Below are 14,233 nucleotides of genomic sequence, written 5' to 3'. Positions count from 1 at the left end.
CATTCACATCGATAGTTTCTCTGCGACGTTCCTCATCTGGACTCCGTGCGCGAGCGAGGAGCCGCCTCGGATGGCGCAGGCGACATGGACGGCTTCCGTCATTTCTTCGAGGTTCGAGCCCTTTTCAAGGGAGGCCTGGGTGTAGGCATCGATGCAGTAGGGGCATTGGACTGCATGGGCGACGGCGAGGGCGATGAGGGATTTCTCTCGCTCCGTCAGCGCCCCTTCGGCGAAGACGGCGTTGTAGTAGGCCATGAATTTATCCCAGAGGCCTTGGTTCCCCTTGCCCATCTCGGCGAACTTGCCCAGATCGTGCGGATGATAGTAGCTCTCCATAGACAGCTCCTTACTCTCGCCCTCGTCTCTATGCGTTGCTGGGTGGTTCCGGGTCTGCTTGCGCGAGGACCTGAGAAAATTTTGTGCCGACGATCGCGGTCACTTTGGCCATGAGGTCTGTGACCTCTTGCCATTCTTGCGGGAGCAGATCCTGTTTCAGTTGGGGATGAATCGCCCATTGGGCATCGACCTGTGTTCCCTTGCGGCTCACAAGGACCCGCAGCAATTCTACGTCTCTGTTATGCGATTCGGTCCCTGGGGCTGGGGGGGGATTCCCGTTTGATTGTCCCGATGGAGGCGTTGAACGTGCCATGTCGCGAGTCTCCTTCCTCTTGAGCGGGAATCATACCGCATCGTCATTCTGTCTGTATATCTGCCAGTAGGCTCCTGTGGCTGGTCGAGACGGTTGGTTGGCTTGGTGCGGCGGGAGCGTGGGTTATTCGGGAATGACGTCTTCTCGGAGGACGTCGATCATGGCCTGATGGATGGATCCGTTACTCGCGACTAATTCTTGCCCGTAGATGGAGTGAGTGGTGCCTGTGAAGTCCGTGACCTTACCGCCGGCCTCGCGGAGAATGACGACTCCCGCCGCCATGTCCCAGGGGTTCAGTTTCACCTCCCAGAATCCATCGAAGCGGCCGGCTGCGACATAGCAGAGGTCCAGGGCCGCCGTTCCGGTTCGTCGCAATCCCTGCACCTTCAAGGCGAATCGGGCGAAATGATTCAGATTATTGTTTGGGTTCTCGCGAATGTCGTACCCAAATCCTGTGACCAGGAGCGCGTGATCGAGATGATCAGTTGAGGACACGGAAATGGGAGCTCCATTTAAATGGGCGCCATGACCGAGTTGCGCGCTGAAGAGTTCGTCCCTGGTCGGGTCGTAGACCACCCCGATAATCCCTCGTCCGTCACATTCCACGCCGATGGAGACGCAGTAGGCGGGGAATCCGTGGGCGAAGTTCGTCGTGCCGTCGAGCGGGTCGATGATCCATTTGTAGCGGGAGGGAGATTGCTTGGTCAGGCCCCGTTCCTCTGCCAGGACCGGATGGGCCGGGAAGGCCTTATGGATGACGTCAATGATGCGTTGCTCCGCTTGGTGGTCTGCGTCGGTGACCAGGTTGATGAGCTCTTTATGTTCAATGCGAAACCCGCTGCGCGTACAGTCAGCGAGGACGGCTCCGGCCTGGCGGGCCGCGTCAATGGCAACCGCGAGGACTGTTTCGAGGGGGATGTCCTGATCGTAGGGTTGGGGCATGAGAGGCCATCATAGCATGAGGTCGTATTTTGTATTATCGCGCGAAAATATTGTGACGGTCCGCTAAGAACAGCATCGGCGGCAGCTGCAGCCACGAGCGAATAGACTTTCTTCTCACTCTTGAGGTCCAGATCAGAGTGTTATGTGCAAGCATGGATAGGCATTAAAGCTATAATTCTATGCAAGCAGCAATTATAACTTTATCTATTGACTTGCTTTGCAAGCAATGCTATAAAGCAAGCATGCTTCACCTGGGGGCAATTTCGTGGAAGAACTTACCGACATATTGGTCGGTCTTGAACAGCGTATCAGCGCTTACAAGAACCGGCTGCAAGAGCTCGAAAAGAAGCGTCGTCGTTTGGATGACGAAATCGCTACGATCAAAAAATATTTGGAGTTGGCAGAAACGCTCTATCGCGTCGAAGCTGACAAAGCCAAGCTTGCCAGCCTTTCCAGTCAATTCTACTCAGATGAAAAAGGCGGTCGCCAGCGACCGAATACGGATGTCACCGACCAGTCGAGGGAGATCCTCATGGGGCGGAGCAAGTATTCGGGGAAAAGCGTGGCGGAAGCCGCATACGAAATGCTCCGCGAGGCGAATCGCGCGATGCACGCAAAAGAGCTTGTGCAGCGATTGGTCGAGGGGGGCCTCCAGATCAAGGGGAAGACGCCGCTGACATCAGTGGCCACTTCCTTGAAGCGGGATAAGCGGTTTAAGAAAGTCGGTCCGAATACGTTTGAAGCATTGGAAGAAGCATTGATTCACGCAGTGTAGTGTGTCTGAGTCAGTCATACCTCAAAATACTCGAAGGGGGGTGAGAGTCTTGGCGACGAAGAAAGCAGCAAAGAAGAAGAAGAAGTAGTCCCCGCCTCGATTCTAGCGTCGGGAGCAAGGCCACTTGCTCCCGACGTTAAATCATATCTCACGGTTACCCGCACGCCACAAAGCATCCCGCCTCTCAGGCAAGACCCCCAGTAGATTGTGATATCAGCGGTTGAGTATTACGAGGCTTGGAGTGCCACCATCGATGCGGATCGAGGTGCGGTCATGGCTGAACGTGGCTCAGACGCGGCAACGGTTTCGTCGGCGTTGAGCAATACCCAGCTATCGGGGTGGTTGAGAATCTGCTGAACGAGGCGAGTATGGATCGCATGGCCGGAACGCTCGGCGATGATGTGTCCGATAAAGGGCAGGCCGAGCAGCGAAAAGTCTCCGATCAGATCCAGGATCTTGTGCCGGACGAATTCATTGGGGAAGCGAAGGCCTGATTCGTTGAGAATTCCGTCATGAGAAAGGACGATGGTATTGTCCAGGTTGCCGCCCTGGCCGAGCCCGCGCGCCCATAGCGCTTCCACTTCCTGCAAGAAGCCGAAGGTTCTGGCATCCGCAATTTCACGCTCAAACGCCTGAGCCGAGTGTTCGTAGGTGTAGGTCTGAGTCTGGATCAACGGGTGGTTGTAGTGGATGGAATAGGTGACTTTAGTTGTCGCAGAGGGCTCAATGCGGACGCGACGGTTTCCATCGATCACTTCGAGAGGCCGGGTAATTTTCAGATAGGGCTGCCGGCGATTCTGCGCGACAATTCCTGCTGATTGGATCAAGCGAACGAAATGCGCCGAGCTGCCGTCCATGACGGGCGCCTCACCGGCATTAACGTCCACATAGACGTTGTCGATGCCGAGTCCAGCCAAGGCCGCCAGTATATGCTCGATCGTCTTGACCTGAAATCCATTGCCACTGATGGCGGTGCAGAGCTCGGTCGCCACAAGATGCTCGATGGAGGCCGCGAGAGAGGCTCCATTCGCACTCTTTCTGTTGACGAAGACTACGCCGGTATTGACCGGGGCAGGCCTGAGCGTGAGAGTAACCGGCTCTCCGGAATGGAGCCCAGTTCCCGTACAACTCACCGGATTTGCTAACGTTTGCTGAAGCCGCACAGATCACCTCAATAATTCACACAGTGGTATTAGCAATTCATGTGCCAAAATATATCGACTCGAAAAATAACCATAACATGTTGATTATACATAATAATTATGAATCGTCAGCGTGGGGCAGCAGTGTTGTAAAAAAAATACATATGTGTTTTGTAGGTTGAGAGCAACTTACTACTGTGGCTCTTTATCACGATAGCGATGGACAGTCGGGATGGACCATCGATGTGTGGCGTGGGCGATCGCGGAGGTGGCTGCCTGGAAGAGGCGGTGCTCAGTCGGTCCCGAAGGGAGGATGTGCGGCTTGTCCCATAGGAACGTACCAGGGCGCCCCAAAGAACTAGGGCCTGGGATCCAGTTCGATAAGTCCTTTCCGAATTGCCAAAATGGCGGCCTGAGTGCGATCGTAGACTTGGAGCTTATGGAAGATATTCCGCACGTGGTTTTTGACGGTCTTTTCGCTTAAATCCAAGTTATTGGCGATCTCTTTGTTGGTCTTCCCGTCCGCGACCAAACGAAGGACTGTGATCTCCCGTTCCGTCAGGTCGTGCTCGACCCATCCAGGCTTCTTTCCCTTTTTTTGAGACATTAAGGAAAACTCAGCCAGAATCTTGCTCGCCACAGAAGGATGGATCAATGATTCGCCTTTGTAGATTGCCCGAATGGCGGCGACGATCTGAGAAGATTCGGAGTCTTTTAAGAGATAGCCGGTGGCGCCGGCGCGCACCAAGTCGAAGATATATTGCTGCTCGTCATACATGGTCAAAGCTACGATCCCGATGTGGGGGAACTCGCGCTTGATCTGTCTGGTTGCTTCGACCCCGCCCATCCTGGGCATGCTCACGTCCATCAGCACCACGTCGGGGACCAATGTCTTCACTTTTTCAACGGCCTCCATGCCATCCTGGGCTTCGCCCACGATGAGGATGTCGTCTTTCGTCTTGAGGATGGCGGCCAGTCCTTCGCGCACGACGCGATGGTCGTCCGCGATGAGCACCTTAATCTTCTCCATCGAGTATCGTCTCCTTTTTTACGAGCGGGACGTCAACGACGATGGTCGTGCCACGCCCTTTTTTCGATTCGATCTTGCCTTCGCCGCCGACGAGTCGCGCCCGCTCCAGGATGCCGCGAATCCCGAAGTGGTCCCATTTGTCAGGATCGCGCAGGACGGTGTCCATGTCGAACCCCACGCCGTTGTCCCCGATGGTGACCCGGAGGCGTTCAGGGTCGATGTCCAGGCCCACGGTGACCCGGGTCGCCTTCGCGTGCCGCTCCACGTTGCTGAGGGCTTCTTGCACAATGCGAAACAGGAAAATCTTGGTGCGAGGGAAGAGGATCTGCTCATCGCCGGATACGCGGAATTGCGTCTTGATGTGATACTGCGTCTCGTACGAGGTGAGATAGTTCGTGAGGGCCGGGAGCAGCTCCATCTTGTCGTAGTGGAGAGGACGGAGATTGAAAATGACCTGCCGCGCCTCCTGAATAGCCAGTTTGAGCTGGGCTTTGCTTTCGCGCAAAGTGGCCAGGCTGGCTTTCGGATCTTTTCGAATCAATTGCTGGCTCAGGTCCAGCTTGAAGTTCACGCCGGCCAAACTCTGCACGAGGCCGTCGTGCATTTCGCAGGCGATGCGGGTCCGTTCCTCCGTGACTGCCACACTGGTTTCCTTGACGTAGAGTCGATAGAGCGATTGGTATTTATTTAAAGTCTTCTCGATCTCTGCCGTCGCGCGGATGCGGGCTCCGATGAGTTCCCACATGAACTTGGCGCTGGCTCCGCCGATGATTGTGACGCCCATGCGGTGAAAGTCTTGGAGCAGTTGCCAGACCTTGGCATCGCCCGATACGTCGATAATGAGATCCACGCGCTCGAGATCCAGGAGTTTGCGGTAATCGCGGGTCACGGGAATGCCGAGCCGCTTTGCCAGGGCGATGCCAGGGGCATTTTTCTGGACTTCGGCCACGCCTACGATTTGCACGAGCGGGTCTGACGCAAAGATTTCGATCAGCGCCGTACCGCCGCGGCCGGCGCCGATGATCGCCACATGCGTGCCGCTGGGCGCCCGAGCTTTACGTGGTCGTCTGGAAGGTTTGGTCTTGGTTGTCGGCATCGTGACGCCTACTGGCTGAAAGATTGTACCATGTCGTTGACAGGCTGAGCATGGAAGGGTCGAGAGAGGACGAGGGGGGAGAGGGCTGGTCCCGCGGCCTCACCGGTCTCGGCGTTGCTGGGCCAACGTTCTCAGCTCGTCCATGAACTGGTCAATGTCTTTGAATTCGCGGTAGACCGACGCAAAGCGAACATAAGCGACTTGATCCAGCTGATGGAGCTCTTTCATCAGCTCTTCGCCCACGATCCGGCTTTCGATTTCCGTTTCGCCCATTTCCTGAATGCGCTTTTCGATGCGATCCGTTACGGTTTCGATCGTGGCGGTGCTGATGGGGCGTTTTTCGCAGGCTTTTTTGAGACCGGCAAGAATCTTGGAGCGGTCGAAGGATTCCCGGCGTCCGTCCTTTTTCACCACGACGGGGAGGATTTCCTCGACGCGTTCGTAGGTGGTGTAGCGGCGCTTGCAGCCGAGACATTCGCGGCGACGGCGAATGACCTCGCCTTCCTTCGCCATACGCGAGTCGACGACCTTATCTTCGAGTTCATCGCAGAACGGACATTTCACAGGCGGTGATCCTGTCCCATCTGACGCGGGTTAGTAGGTATGAAAGATCGGGAAGCGATTGCAAAGAGCTTTGGCTTGCGCGCGGACCTTCTCGAGCATCGCGGGATCTTGCCGATGCTGCAGGACCTGGTCGAGCAAATCCACAATCTCTTTCATCTCGGCTTCGCGCATGCCACGGGTCGAGACGATGGGCGTTCCCAGTCTGATGCCGCTGGCCACGGCCGGCGGCTTCTCGTCGTAGGGGACGGCATTTTTATTGACGATAATGCCGGCGGCATCCAGGGCTGCGTCCGCTTCTTTGCCTGTGATGCCTTTGTTCGTCAGGTTCACCAGCATGAGATGCGTATCCGTGCCGCCCGACACAATTTTGTAGCCACGGTCGAGGAGTCCCTGGGCCAGCACCTTCGCATTGGCGATGACCTGCTGCTGGTACCGCGTGAAAGACGGTGAGAGGGCTTCCTTGAAGGCCACGGCCTTGGCCGCGATCACATGCATCAAGGGGCCGCCTTGCATGCCCGGGAAGATGAACTTGTCGACGGCTTTGGCATGCTCCGCCTTGCACATGACGACGCCACCGCGCGGGCCGCGCAGGGTTTTGTGCGTGGTCGTGGTGACAAAGTCGGCATAGGGAACAGGATTGGGGTGGAGGCCCGCAGCGATCAGGCCGGCGATGTGGGCGATATCGACCATGAGATAGGCGCCGACTGATTTGGCGATCTGCTGAAACCGCGGGAAGTCGAGGGTGCGGGCATAGGCGCTGGCGCCCACGACGAGCATGCGGGGCCGGCATTCTTCCGCTAGCTTTTGCACGGCGTCATAGTTGATGGTCTCGGTCTCGCGGTCCACGCCGTAGGAGAAGGCGCGAAACAGGATCCCTGAAAAGTTGACCTTGCTGCCGTGCGTGAGATGGCCGCCTTGGGCGAGGTCCATGCCCAAGATGGTATCGCCGGCCTTGAGCACGGAGAAGTAGGCGGCCATGTTGGCTTGCGAGCCCGAGTGCGGCTGCACGTTCACATGATCCGCGCCGAAAATCTGCTTGCACCGCTGGATGGCCAGATCCTCGACTATGTCCACATGCTGACAGCCGCCGTAGTACCGCTTCCCCGGGTACCCTTCGGCGTACTTATTGGTCATGAGGGAGCCTTGCGCGGCCAAGACGGCGGGGCTGGCAAAGTTCTCCGAGGCGATCAGCAGCAGCTTGTCGCGCTGCCGCTCTTCCTCTGCGGCAATCGCGGCATAGACATCCGGGTCTGTGGCCTTGAGTGCGTCTAAAGAACCGACCGCGTCTTTCATCACAGCTCGTTTCCTCTTAGGCCTCGGCGGGGGCCGCTTCAGCTTCTTGCTTCTTCACGACATGGATTGCGACGGTTGCGGTCACGTCCCGGGGTAGCTTGATCGGGACGGTGACGGTGCCGAGCTCTTTGATCGGCTGGTCCAGCTGGATCTTGCGCCGATCGACCGTAAAGCCTTTTTCCGCCAATGCTTCCGCAATGTCCTTGACCGTGACGGCCCCAAACATCTTGTCGTCCTTGCCGACTTGGGCCTGGATGGTGATGGACACGGCTGAGATGCTTTTGGCGTGGGTTTCGATCTCCGACTTTTCCTTCTTTGCCCGTTCGCCGGCGACGCGCTTGATATGCTCAAACGCCTTGATGCTGCGACTGTCGGCCAGAACCGCTTTTTTGCGCGGAAGCAGGAAATTGCGTGCGTATCCGTTTTTTACATCGATGAGATCGCCGAGATGGCCGACCCCTTCCATCGTCTCTTGCAGAATAACTTTCATGCCCCTAACTCCTTCTGTTGGAAAGGGAGTGAGCATACTGGTGGGGATGAAAAAAGTCAATTCGCGAATGTGGAGTCTTCATTTTCGCAGCGATTACGGCTGTTTCAGGAGGCGCGCGCTCCATGGGGGTCATTTGTGAGGGCCAGTGCGAGTTCTGTCGGTTTGTCCCGTTCTTGCCGGTCATTGCGTTGACATGCCGAGGACCCGATGGTACCGTCCTCGCCCATGCTGAACTTCAGATTTGTGTGTGTGGCGATCGCTCTTAGTTACGGTTTGTTGACCGCACCTCTGGTCCTTGCCGCCTCGCCGGCCGAGCCTCTCAATATCGTGGTGACGATTCCCGTCTTGAAGGATCTGACCGAACAGGTCGGGGGCCCCCATGTCCATGTCACGTCCCTTCTAAGCGGCTATGAAAACGAACATACCTATTCGCCGAAACCGAGCGATTTAGTCGCGGTTCGGAAGGCCCGGCTGCTGTTTGAAGTCGGTATCGGCCTCGAGGTCTGGGTCTCTTCGCTGGTCAAGAATGCCGGCAGTGCATCGCTCCTGGTCGTGACGACCTCTAAGGGCATCGCGCTGCTTCAGGACACAGAACATGCCGGTGAAGGGGGCGAACGAGGCAACCCTCACATCTGGATGGATCCTGAGAATGCCATGGTGATGCTGCAGCACATCGCCGACGCGCTCATTGCGGTTGATCCGGCCCATGCGACGGAGTATCGGGCTAACCAGGCTGCCTACATTCGGAAGCTGGACCAACTGCGAGGGGAATTGAGTGAGCGGGTCGCGCGCGTGGCCGACCGGCGCTTTATCGCCCATCATCCGGCCTGGCCGTACTTCGCGAGACGGTTTGGCTTTCAGATCGTCGGCACGATTCAGCCCCAATCAGGCAGTGAGCCATCGGCGCTCCAGCTGCATGGCTTGATCGCCGCCATCAAAAAAGACCGGATCAAGGTCGTGGTGTCTGAAGTGCAGTTGAGTCGAAGGATTCCCGAGCTCTTGGCGAAAGAGACCGGCGCCCGAGTCGTGGTGCTCACCACGCTTCCCGGAGGCCTTCCGCATACGGAGACCTACCTCGACATGCTTCGTTATAATGTGCTCCAATTGGCCCAGGCGCTGGAAGGACTCTAGTCGAACGTCGCACCGTCCCACAGTCATACAGCCGCGGTCTTGAAGCATGAGGAGACGCGAAGACTTTCGAACGCGATGACCCTCAGACCTCTCACTATGTCGACTCCTATCATACATTTCGATCATGCGACCTTCGGATTTCCCGGCGTCATTGCGCTTGAGGATATTTCGCTCGAGATTCAATCGGGCGAGTTCGTGGGGGTGATCGGGCCCAACGGGTCCGGAAAGACGACCCTCTGCCGCGCAGTCCTCGGGTTGATGGCGCCACTGAAGGGCCACCTGAGAATTTTCGATTGCGCCTGCGACGAACTGCGCTGTCACCATCGGGCCAAGATCGGCTACCTCCCTCAGAAGGGCGTGGTCGATCGTAACTTTCCCGTTACCGTTTTGGAAACCGTCATGATGGGACGGTACGGTGCCCTCGGTCTGTTTACGCGGCCATCGGGGAAGGATCGCAAGATCGCGATGGAAGCGTTGGCGCATGTGGGGATGGAGGACCATCGAGACAGCGCGCTCGGCCACCTCTCCGGAGGCCAACAGCAGCGGGTTTTTATCGCGCGAGCCTTGGCTCAGCAGCCCAAAGTGTTACTGCTTGACGAACCGACGACGGGGCTGGATATCACCACGCAGCATAATGTTGTCGAATTGGTGCGGCATCTCCATGAAGAGTTGGGCCTCACGGTCTTGCTCATCACCCATGACATCAATATGATCCGCTTGCATGTGGATCGGCTCGTGCTCCTCAAGACCCGTCTCTATGCAGCTGGGCCTCCTGCTGACGTTCTGAAGCCGGAGATCCTTAGCCAGGTCTATGGAAAAGATCTGGTGATCACGGAGCGGGACACCATTATCGTTGAAGATTATCACCACCATCATCACTGACCATGCTTGACCTGCTCGCCTACGATTTTATTCAACGTTCTCTCCTGGCAGCCGCGCTTGTTGGCGCCTTGTGCTCGACGATCGGGGTCTTTGTCGTGCTGCGAGGGCTGGCCTTTATGGGGGCCGGCACGGCCCATGCAGCATTTGCGGGAGTCGCGCTGGGTTATCTCATGGGCTGGCCGCCGCTGCTCATGGCTATTCTCTTCGGTCTTGCTACGGTTTGGATCACGGGATGGGTGGAAGAAAAAGGCCGGATGAAACTGGATGTCTCCATTGGCATTCTCTATACCGCGACCATGGCCTTGGCGATTCTCTTCATTGGTCTGATGAAGACCTATAATGCCGAGGTCTACGGCTATTTGTTTGGGAATGTGCTGGCCGTCACCAGCGAGGAGCTCCGCACGATTGCCGGATTGAGCATCGTCGTCATCGGTGCGATCGTGCTTTTTTCGAAAGAGCTCTACTTCATCGCCTTCGACCAGGAAATGGCCGAAGCTTCCGGAGTGCCGGCCCGGAGGATATTTTTTCTCTTGCTGACTCTGGTCGCCCTTACGGTGGTGATTTCACTCAAGACTGTCGGTGCGATCCTCGTGTTTGCGATGATCCTGATCCCCGCATCCACCGCCTACCAGCTGACGCATAGTCTCTCGACGTTGACCTGGTATTCGGTCTGCATTGGCATTGCCTGCTCAGTCGGGGGAGTGCTGATCTCTTCGTATTGGGATATCCCATCCGGTCCTGCCATTGTGTTGCTTGCCACGCTGTTCTTTTTTGTCGCGGTGCTTCTGTCCCCCAAGAGGCAACGCCGTACCCTTGCCAGCAGCTAAAGAGCCATTCGGCAAGATTTGCGCGGTTCATTGGCAGAGAAGAGCGAGAGAGCTTAGAAGAGAGGAAGCTATTCCTGGCGGTCCTGTTTGGATCTGGCCCACACCATCCCGGTCTGTTCCTTCGAACTGAAACCGAGCTTTTCGTAAAAACCTGGCATGCGGGTGCAGAGCCAGAAGAGCTCGACTTTCTTGAGGCGGGGGTGGTGAAGGATCCGCTGGACGATATCAGCGCCGACGCCCTGGCCCTGGTAGGCCTTGTCGACGATGACATCCCAGATGGTCGCCCGGTAGACATAGTCCGTTAAGACCCGCCCGAATCCGATCAGCACGTCACCGTCCCAGGCCGTCACGGCCACATCGGTGTGACGCAACATTTCACGTGCGTCTTCAAGGGTCCGTCCTTTGGCCCAAGGGGCTTGCTGGTAGAGGCGGACGAGCTTGGCAGGATCGAGGTCTTTCTTCTCGGCGAAGGTGATGGCGGGCTTGAGGGTTGGGGGCATCTTGTACTAGATTATCTCCTGGCTACAGTAATTTAAAACACGCGGAGTGTACGAGGAACATTATGACAACGCAAGTCCGTAGCTGCCCCAAGTGTTTTCAGCTCATGTGGCTCACCGGGGAGCAGTATGAACTCCTCGACGAGACGACCATTCGAGCCACGTGCCCTCACTGCCGATCAGTCGTTCGCTTCGCGCTTGTTTCGCAGGGGGCCAACGCAGCCGGCCCCAAGATGGGCCACTGACCGCTTTGCGAGTGCTGGGTTCTGAGTTTAGAGTTGAGATCAAACTCAGCACTTCCAGCTCAGCACTCTCATCACATTCCCCGCCCTGCCCCGTCCAGTTCCGGCTTATTACCCGGCAGAATTTTATTCAGCGTCGCTCGATATTCGCCGGTGCGTTTTTCATCGATCCGTCCGATTTCGATTTCCTTGTCTCGCTGCATTCGCTCCAGATGGTCGAGTACTGCGAGGAGAGGCTGGACGGAGCCGAGGAGTCGGCCGACCTCGAAGGCTTCCAACGATTCGACAAATAATCCGTTCAGGCCCTTGTAGGCAGTTCCGGCACTCTGGCTCCGGAACCGGGAGACGATGTCTTCGTACTCCTCGACCGCTTCGAACTTGGGCTTTACCCCGGTCGGCACAGCCGACAGGTGAACGATCGGCGGCAGTTTGGCTGCATACACTTTCAAGTGGGCAACCAAGCCTCCTATGGCGTCGAGTACATCGGCGGTTTGCATAGAGTCATCCTTCGAGGGGGCATTGCTTACGCCAAGTTGAGGGGCCTGTCAAGATTTCTTCGTGCCGGGAGGAGGCGTAAGTCCGTCGAGCGCCTGAAACACCTCTTCCATATCGGAGGGGAGGGCTTTTGTATATTCATGAAATTCACCGGTCGAGGGGTGCTTGAACCCCAGGGTCCTAGCGTGGAGCATCACGCGGGGAATCTCGACTCCTTCGACGTCGCAGACTCTCTTTCCTCCATAGGTCTGATCTCCCAGAATTGGATGGCCCAGAGAGGTCAGGTGGACGCGGAGCTGGTGTGTCCTGCCTGTGCGTGGATACAAGAGCACATGAGCTGCCAGTTTGCCGAAGCGATGGTCGACCTTGTATTCCGTCACGGATTCCTTGGGACGCGCCGTATGGGCGGAGAATTTTTTCCGTTCTTTCTTATCACGGCCGATGGCCAGATCGATCAACCCATGACCTTTTTTCGGCACGCCTAAGATCAGCGCTTCGTAGACCCTGGTGATCGTGTGATGTTTGAATTGAGCGGACAGGGCACGATGGGCCTCATCGGTCTTGGCGATCACCATTACCCCGGAGGTGTCCTTGTCCAGCCGATGGACCAGCCCAGGCCGTTCTTTCCCCCCGATCGTCGACACTGTGCCGCCGGAGGTTTGGAAATGGTGGAGGAGAGCATTGACCAGGGTGCCGGCCCAATGGCCCGGCGCAGGATGGACGACCAAGCCGGATGGTTTGTTCAGGAGCAGCAACACATCGTCCTCGTAGAGGATTTCCAGGGGGATGGCCTCGCCTTTGAGGTCGAGCGGCTCTGCTTTGGGAATGTCGAAGGCAATGCTGTCGCCTGGCTTGATCTTTTGGCTGGGCTTGACGACCTGACCGTTGATCCGCACGCGCCCTTGCCCGATCAGCCGTTGTAGGGCCGACCGCGATAATTTCGGCTCGCGATTGACCAGAAAGACATCCAACCGTTTGGGCTGCTCACCGGCCGTCACGACAAACTCTGTCACCATAGATACATTGCCCTCACCAGTTCGTTGAGGCCACGCTACTGTAGCGAGCGGCGCAATTGCAATTGGAGGCTTGTCGATCCGGCTCCCTCGTCTTTGGCTGGGGCAAAGCTACTGTCCGCAAGGTTGATCCGATGCAGGAGGGAGAAAACTATGTGATGGGTGGACCGCCTCATGAAGGGTCTGCGCGTTCGTTGTTGCTTCCGGATTTTTCTGTCAGGACTCAAGGACGTGTTTTTGGCTTCGTTGGCCTTGTCCGAGGCGGGAGTGGTTGTCCCGCAGATTGCTTGAGTTTAGCGATTTCTCGTTCCTGATCCTCAATCTTTTGCTTCAGTCGATCGACTTCTTTCTGCAAGGTGAGAAGGGGGTCTTTCTGGCTTGGCTCTTTCTTGCTTGTGACTGTATTGGATGGGGAGGCGTTTTCAGACTGAGGCGCTTTGGGCATTGAGGCGGTTGGCTGTGGGGGCGACGCGATAGGCAAACGGAGAAAAGCCAGGAAGGCCTGGTGGTCGAGCACCAACTCACTGGCTGATGCAGCATGGCCGCCGGACCAGTTTGGTTCTGTGCCCATCGTAAATCGCGGTGATTCAAACTGCAGGCTCCCCCTTGTTCCCCTCATGGAGCGGAGGGGGTTGGCTGAGACCATTTTCACGTCAGGATTTTCCGCCGAGCCTGGCTCTTGGTGATTGGCCAGTATGATGTGTAAGCGGCCATTCTTTATGAAGAGACCGCCTGATGTGATCGCGTTGCCAGATGGTTCTGTCAGATGAAAGGATAGCCACTCGTGGGGGCGGGCCGTCCGAAACGCATTTTGGATAGCCGGGGCGAGCCGGTTGATGTCTTCCTGTGAGAACACCGGCCGTGGGGGTTTGGCTGTATCCAGGATCCCTCGTTGCTCTTCGAGGAGGAGCCGGCTGAGAATGGCGGAGAGTTCCTCCGTCGTCCAGGTTGCCGGATGGTCATAGCGATGGTCTGATGAGGGGCTGGTTTCCTGATAGGAATCCAGTCTGACGAACCAGGATGGTTCGGTCTGCACGGGACGGCTTATGATGGGCGGGCCTGCGCAGCCCAGACAGAGCAGCAAGGTCGCGGCGAGAGCGATCTTGCTCCAGGGGAATGATCCCGGCATTCTGTTGCGCTTCTGAGGATGGGTGGTCACGAGTCG

General features: G+C 57.0%; 17 protein-coding genes. 4 read left to right on the top strand and 13 right to left on the bottom strand.

Going from position 1 to position 14,233, the window contains the following annotated elements; genetic code table 11:
• Nucleotides 1–3: 3 nt before the first annotated feature.
• The 3 genes from NT179_11475 to NT179_11465 form a co-directional block, all read right to left on the bottom strand.
• Complete coding sequence (locus NT179_11475; GenBank protein ID MCX5722628.1) at nt 4–336, bottom strand: arsenosugar biosynthesis-associated peroxidase-like protein; 333 nt, start codon at nt 334–336, stop codon at nt 4–6.
• 28 nt (nt 337–364) lie between these two features.
• Nucleotides 365–649, bottom strand: coding sequence for a hypothetical protein (locus NT179_11470; protein ID MCX5722627.1), 285 nt, complete (start codon nt 647–649; stop codon nt 365–367).
• 123 nt (nt 650–772) lie between these two features.
• Nucleotides 773–1,591: an inositol monophosphatase family protein gene (locus NT179_11465; protein MCX5722626.1), complete on the bottom strand. Its 819-nt coding sequence runs from the start codon at nt 1,589–1,591 to the stop codon at nt 773–775.
• A gap of 265 nt (nt 1,592–1,856) precedes the next feature.
• Here NT179_11465 and NT179_11460 point away from each other — a divergent pair, with 265 nt between their 5' ends.
• Nucleotides 1,857–2,366, top strand: a complete 510-nt coding sequence (locus NT179_11460; protein MCX5722625.1) for a winged helix-turn-helix domain-containing protein — start codon at nt 1,857–1,859, stop codon at nt 2,364–2,366.
• 227 nt (nt 2,367–2,593) lie between these two features.
• On the opposite strand, the gene lpxC is transcribed toward NT179_11460, so the two are convergent.
• The 6 genes from lpxC to rplI all read right to left on the bottom strand — a co-directional run bounded on the left by lpxC (nt 2,594) and on the right by rplI (nt 7,981).
• Nucleotides 2,594–3,529, bottom strand: coding sequence for a UDP-3-O-acyl-N-acetylglucosamine deacetylase (gene lpxC / locus NT179_11455; protein MCX5722624.1), 936 nt, complete (start codon nt 3,527–3,529; stop codon nt 2,594–2,596).
• Between the two features lie 337 nt (nt 3,530–3,866).
• The gene (locus NT179_11450; protein MCX5722623.1) at nt 3,867–4,538 is read right to left on the bottom strand and encodes a response regulator transcription factor; all 672 of its coding nucleotides are present in this window, start codon (nt 4,536–4,538) and stop codon (nt 3,867–3,869) included.
• Entirely contained in the window at nt 4,525–5,634 is a 1,110-nt protein-coding gene (locus NT179_11445; GenBank protein ID MCX5722622.1) for a sensor histidine kinase, read from the bottom strand. Before NT179_11445 ends, NT179_11450 begins: the two co-directional genes overlap by 14 nt.
• Before the next feature lie 99 nt (nt 5,635–5,733).
• Complete coding sequence (gene nrdR / locus NT179_11440; GenBank protein ID MCX5722621.1) at nt 5,734–6,198, bottom strand: transcriptional regulator NrdR; 465 nt, start codon at nt 6,196–6,198, stop codon at nt 5,734–5,736.
• 30 nt (nt 6,199–6,228) lie between these two features.
• Nucleotides 6,229–7,491, bottom strand: coding sequence for a serine hydroxymethyltransferase (locus NT179_11435; protein MCX5722620.1), 1,263 nt, complete (start codon nt 7,489–7,491; stop codon nt 6,229–6,231).
• A 16-nt stretch (nt 7,492–7,507) separates the two neighbouring features.
• The gene (rplI, locus tag NT179_11430; GenBank protein ID MCX5722619.1) at nt 7,508–7,981 is read right to left on the bottom strand and encodes a 50S ribosomal protein L9; all 474 of its coding nucleotides are present in this window, start codon (nt 7,979–7,981) and stop codon (nt 7,508–7,510) included.
• Between the two features lie 249 nt (nt 7,982–8,230).
• Between rplI and NT179_11425 the strand changes: the two genes are divergently transcribed.
• The 3 genes from NT179_11425 (at nt 8,231) to NT179_11415 (ending at nt 10,821) form a co-directional block, all read left to right on the top strand.
• A complete protein-coding gene (locus NT179_11425) occupies nt 8,231–9,112 on the top strand; it encodes a metal ABC transporter substrate-binding protein (protein ID MCX5722618.1) in 882 nt (293 codons plus the stop codon).
• Nucleotides 9,113–9,208: 96 nt separating this feature from the next.
• On the top strand, nt 9,209–9,994 hold the full coding sequence (locus NT179_11420; protein ID MCX5722617.1) for a metal ABC transporter ATP-binding protein: 786 nt from the start codon (nt 9,209–9,211) through the stop codon (nt 9,992–9,994).
• 2 nt (nt 9,995–9,996) lie between these two features.
• Entirely contained in the window at nt 9,997–10,821 is an 825-nt protein-coding gene (locus NT179_11415; protein ID MCX5722616.1) for a metal ABC transporter permease, read from the top strand.
• A gap of 68 nt (nt 10,822–10,889) precedes the next feature.
• On the opposite strand, the gene NT179_11410 is transcribed toward NT179_11415, so the two are convergent.
• The 4 genes from NT179_11410 to NT179_11395 all read right to left on the bottom strand — a co-directional run bounded on the left by NT179_11410 (nt 10,890) and on the right by NT179_11395 (nt 14,197).
• Entirely contained in the window at nt 10,890–11,321 is a 432-nt protein-coding gene (locus NT179_11410) for a GNAT family N-acetyltransferase (GenBank protein ID MCX5722615.1), read from the bottom strand.
• Between the two features lie 313 nt (nt 11,322–11,634).
• Complete coding sequence (locus NT179_11405; GenBank protein MCX5722614.1) at nt 11,635–12,057, bottom strand: hypothetical protein; 423 nt, start codon at nt 12,055–12,057, stop codon at nt 11,635–11,637.
• A 48-nt stretch (nt 12,058–12,105) separates the two neighbouring features.
• Entirely contained in the window at nt 12,106–13,071 is a 966-nt protein-coding gene (locus NT179_11400; protein ID MCX5722613.1) for an RluA family pseudouridine synthase, read from the bottom strand.
• 220 nt (nt 13,072–13,291) lie between these two features.
• Nucleotides 13,292–14,197 carry a hypothetical protein gene (locus NT179_11395; GenBank protein MCX5722612.1) on the bottom strand — a complete coding sequence of 302 codons (906 nt, stop codon included), beginning with the start codon at nt 14,195–14,197 and terminating at the stop codon, nt 13,292–13,294.
• Nucleotides 14,198–14,233 lie beyond the last annotated feature (36 nt).

It is taken from the genome of Nitrospirota bacterium (assembly GCA_026387665.1).
In the GTDB taxonomy this organism is placed as follows: Bacteria; Nitrospirota; Nitrospiria; order Nitrospirales; family Nitrospiraceae; genus Palsa-1315.
The sequence above is the reverse complement of the archived record's forward strand: the minus strand, read 5'-3'. Positions and strand labels throughout refer to the sequence as shown.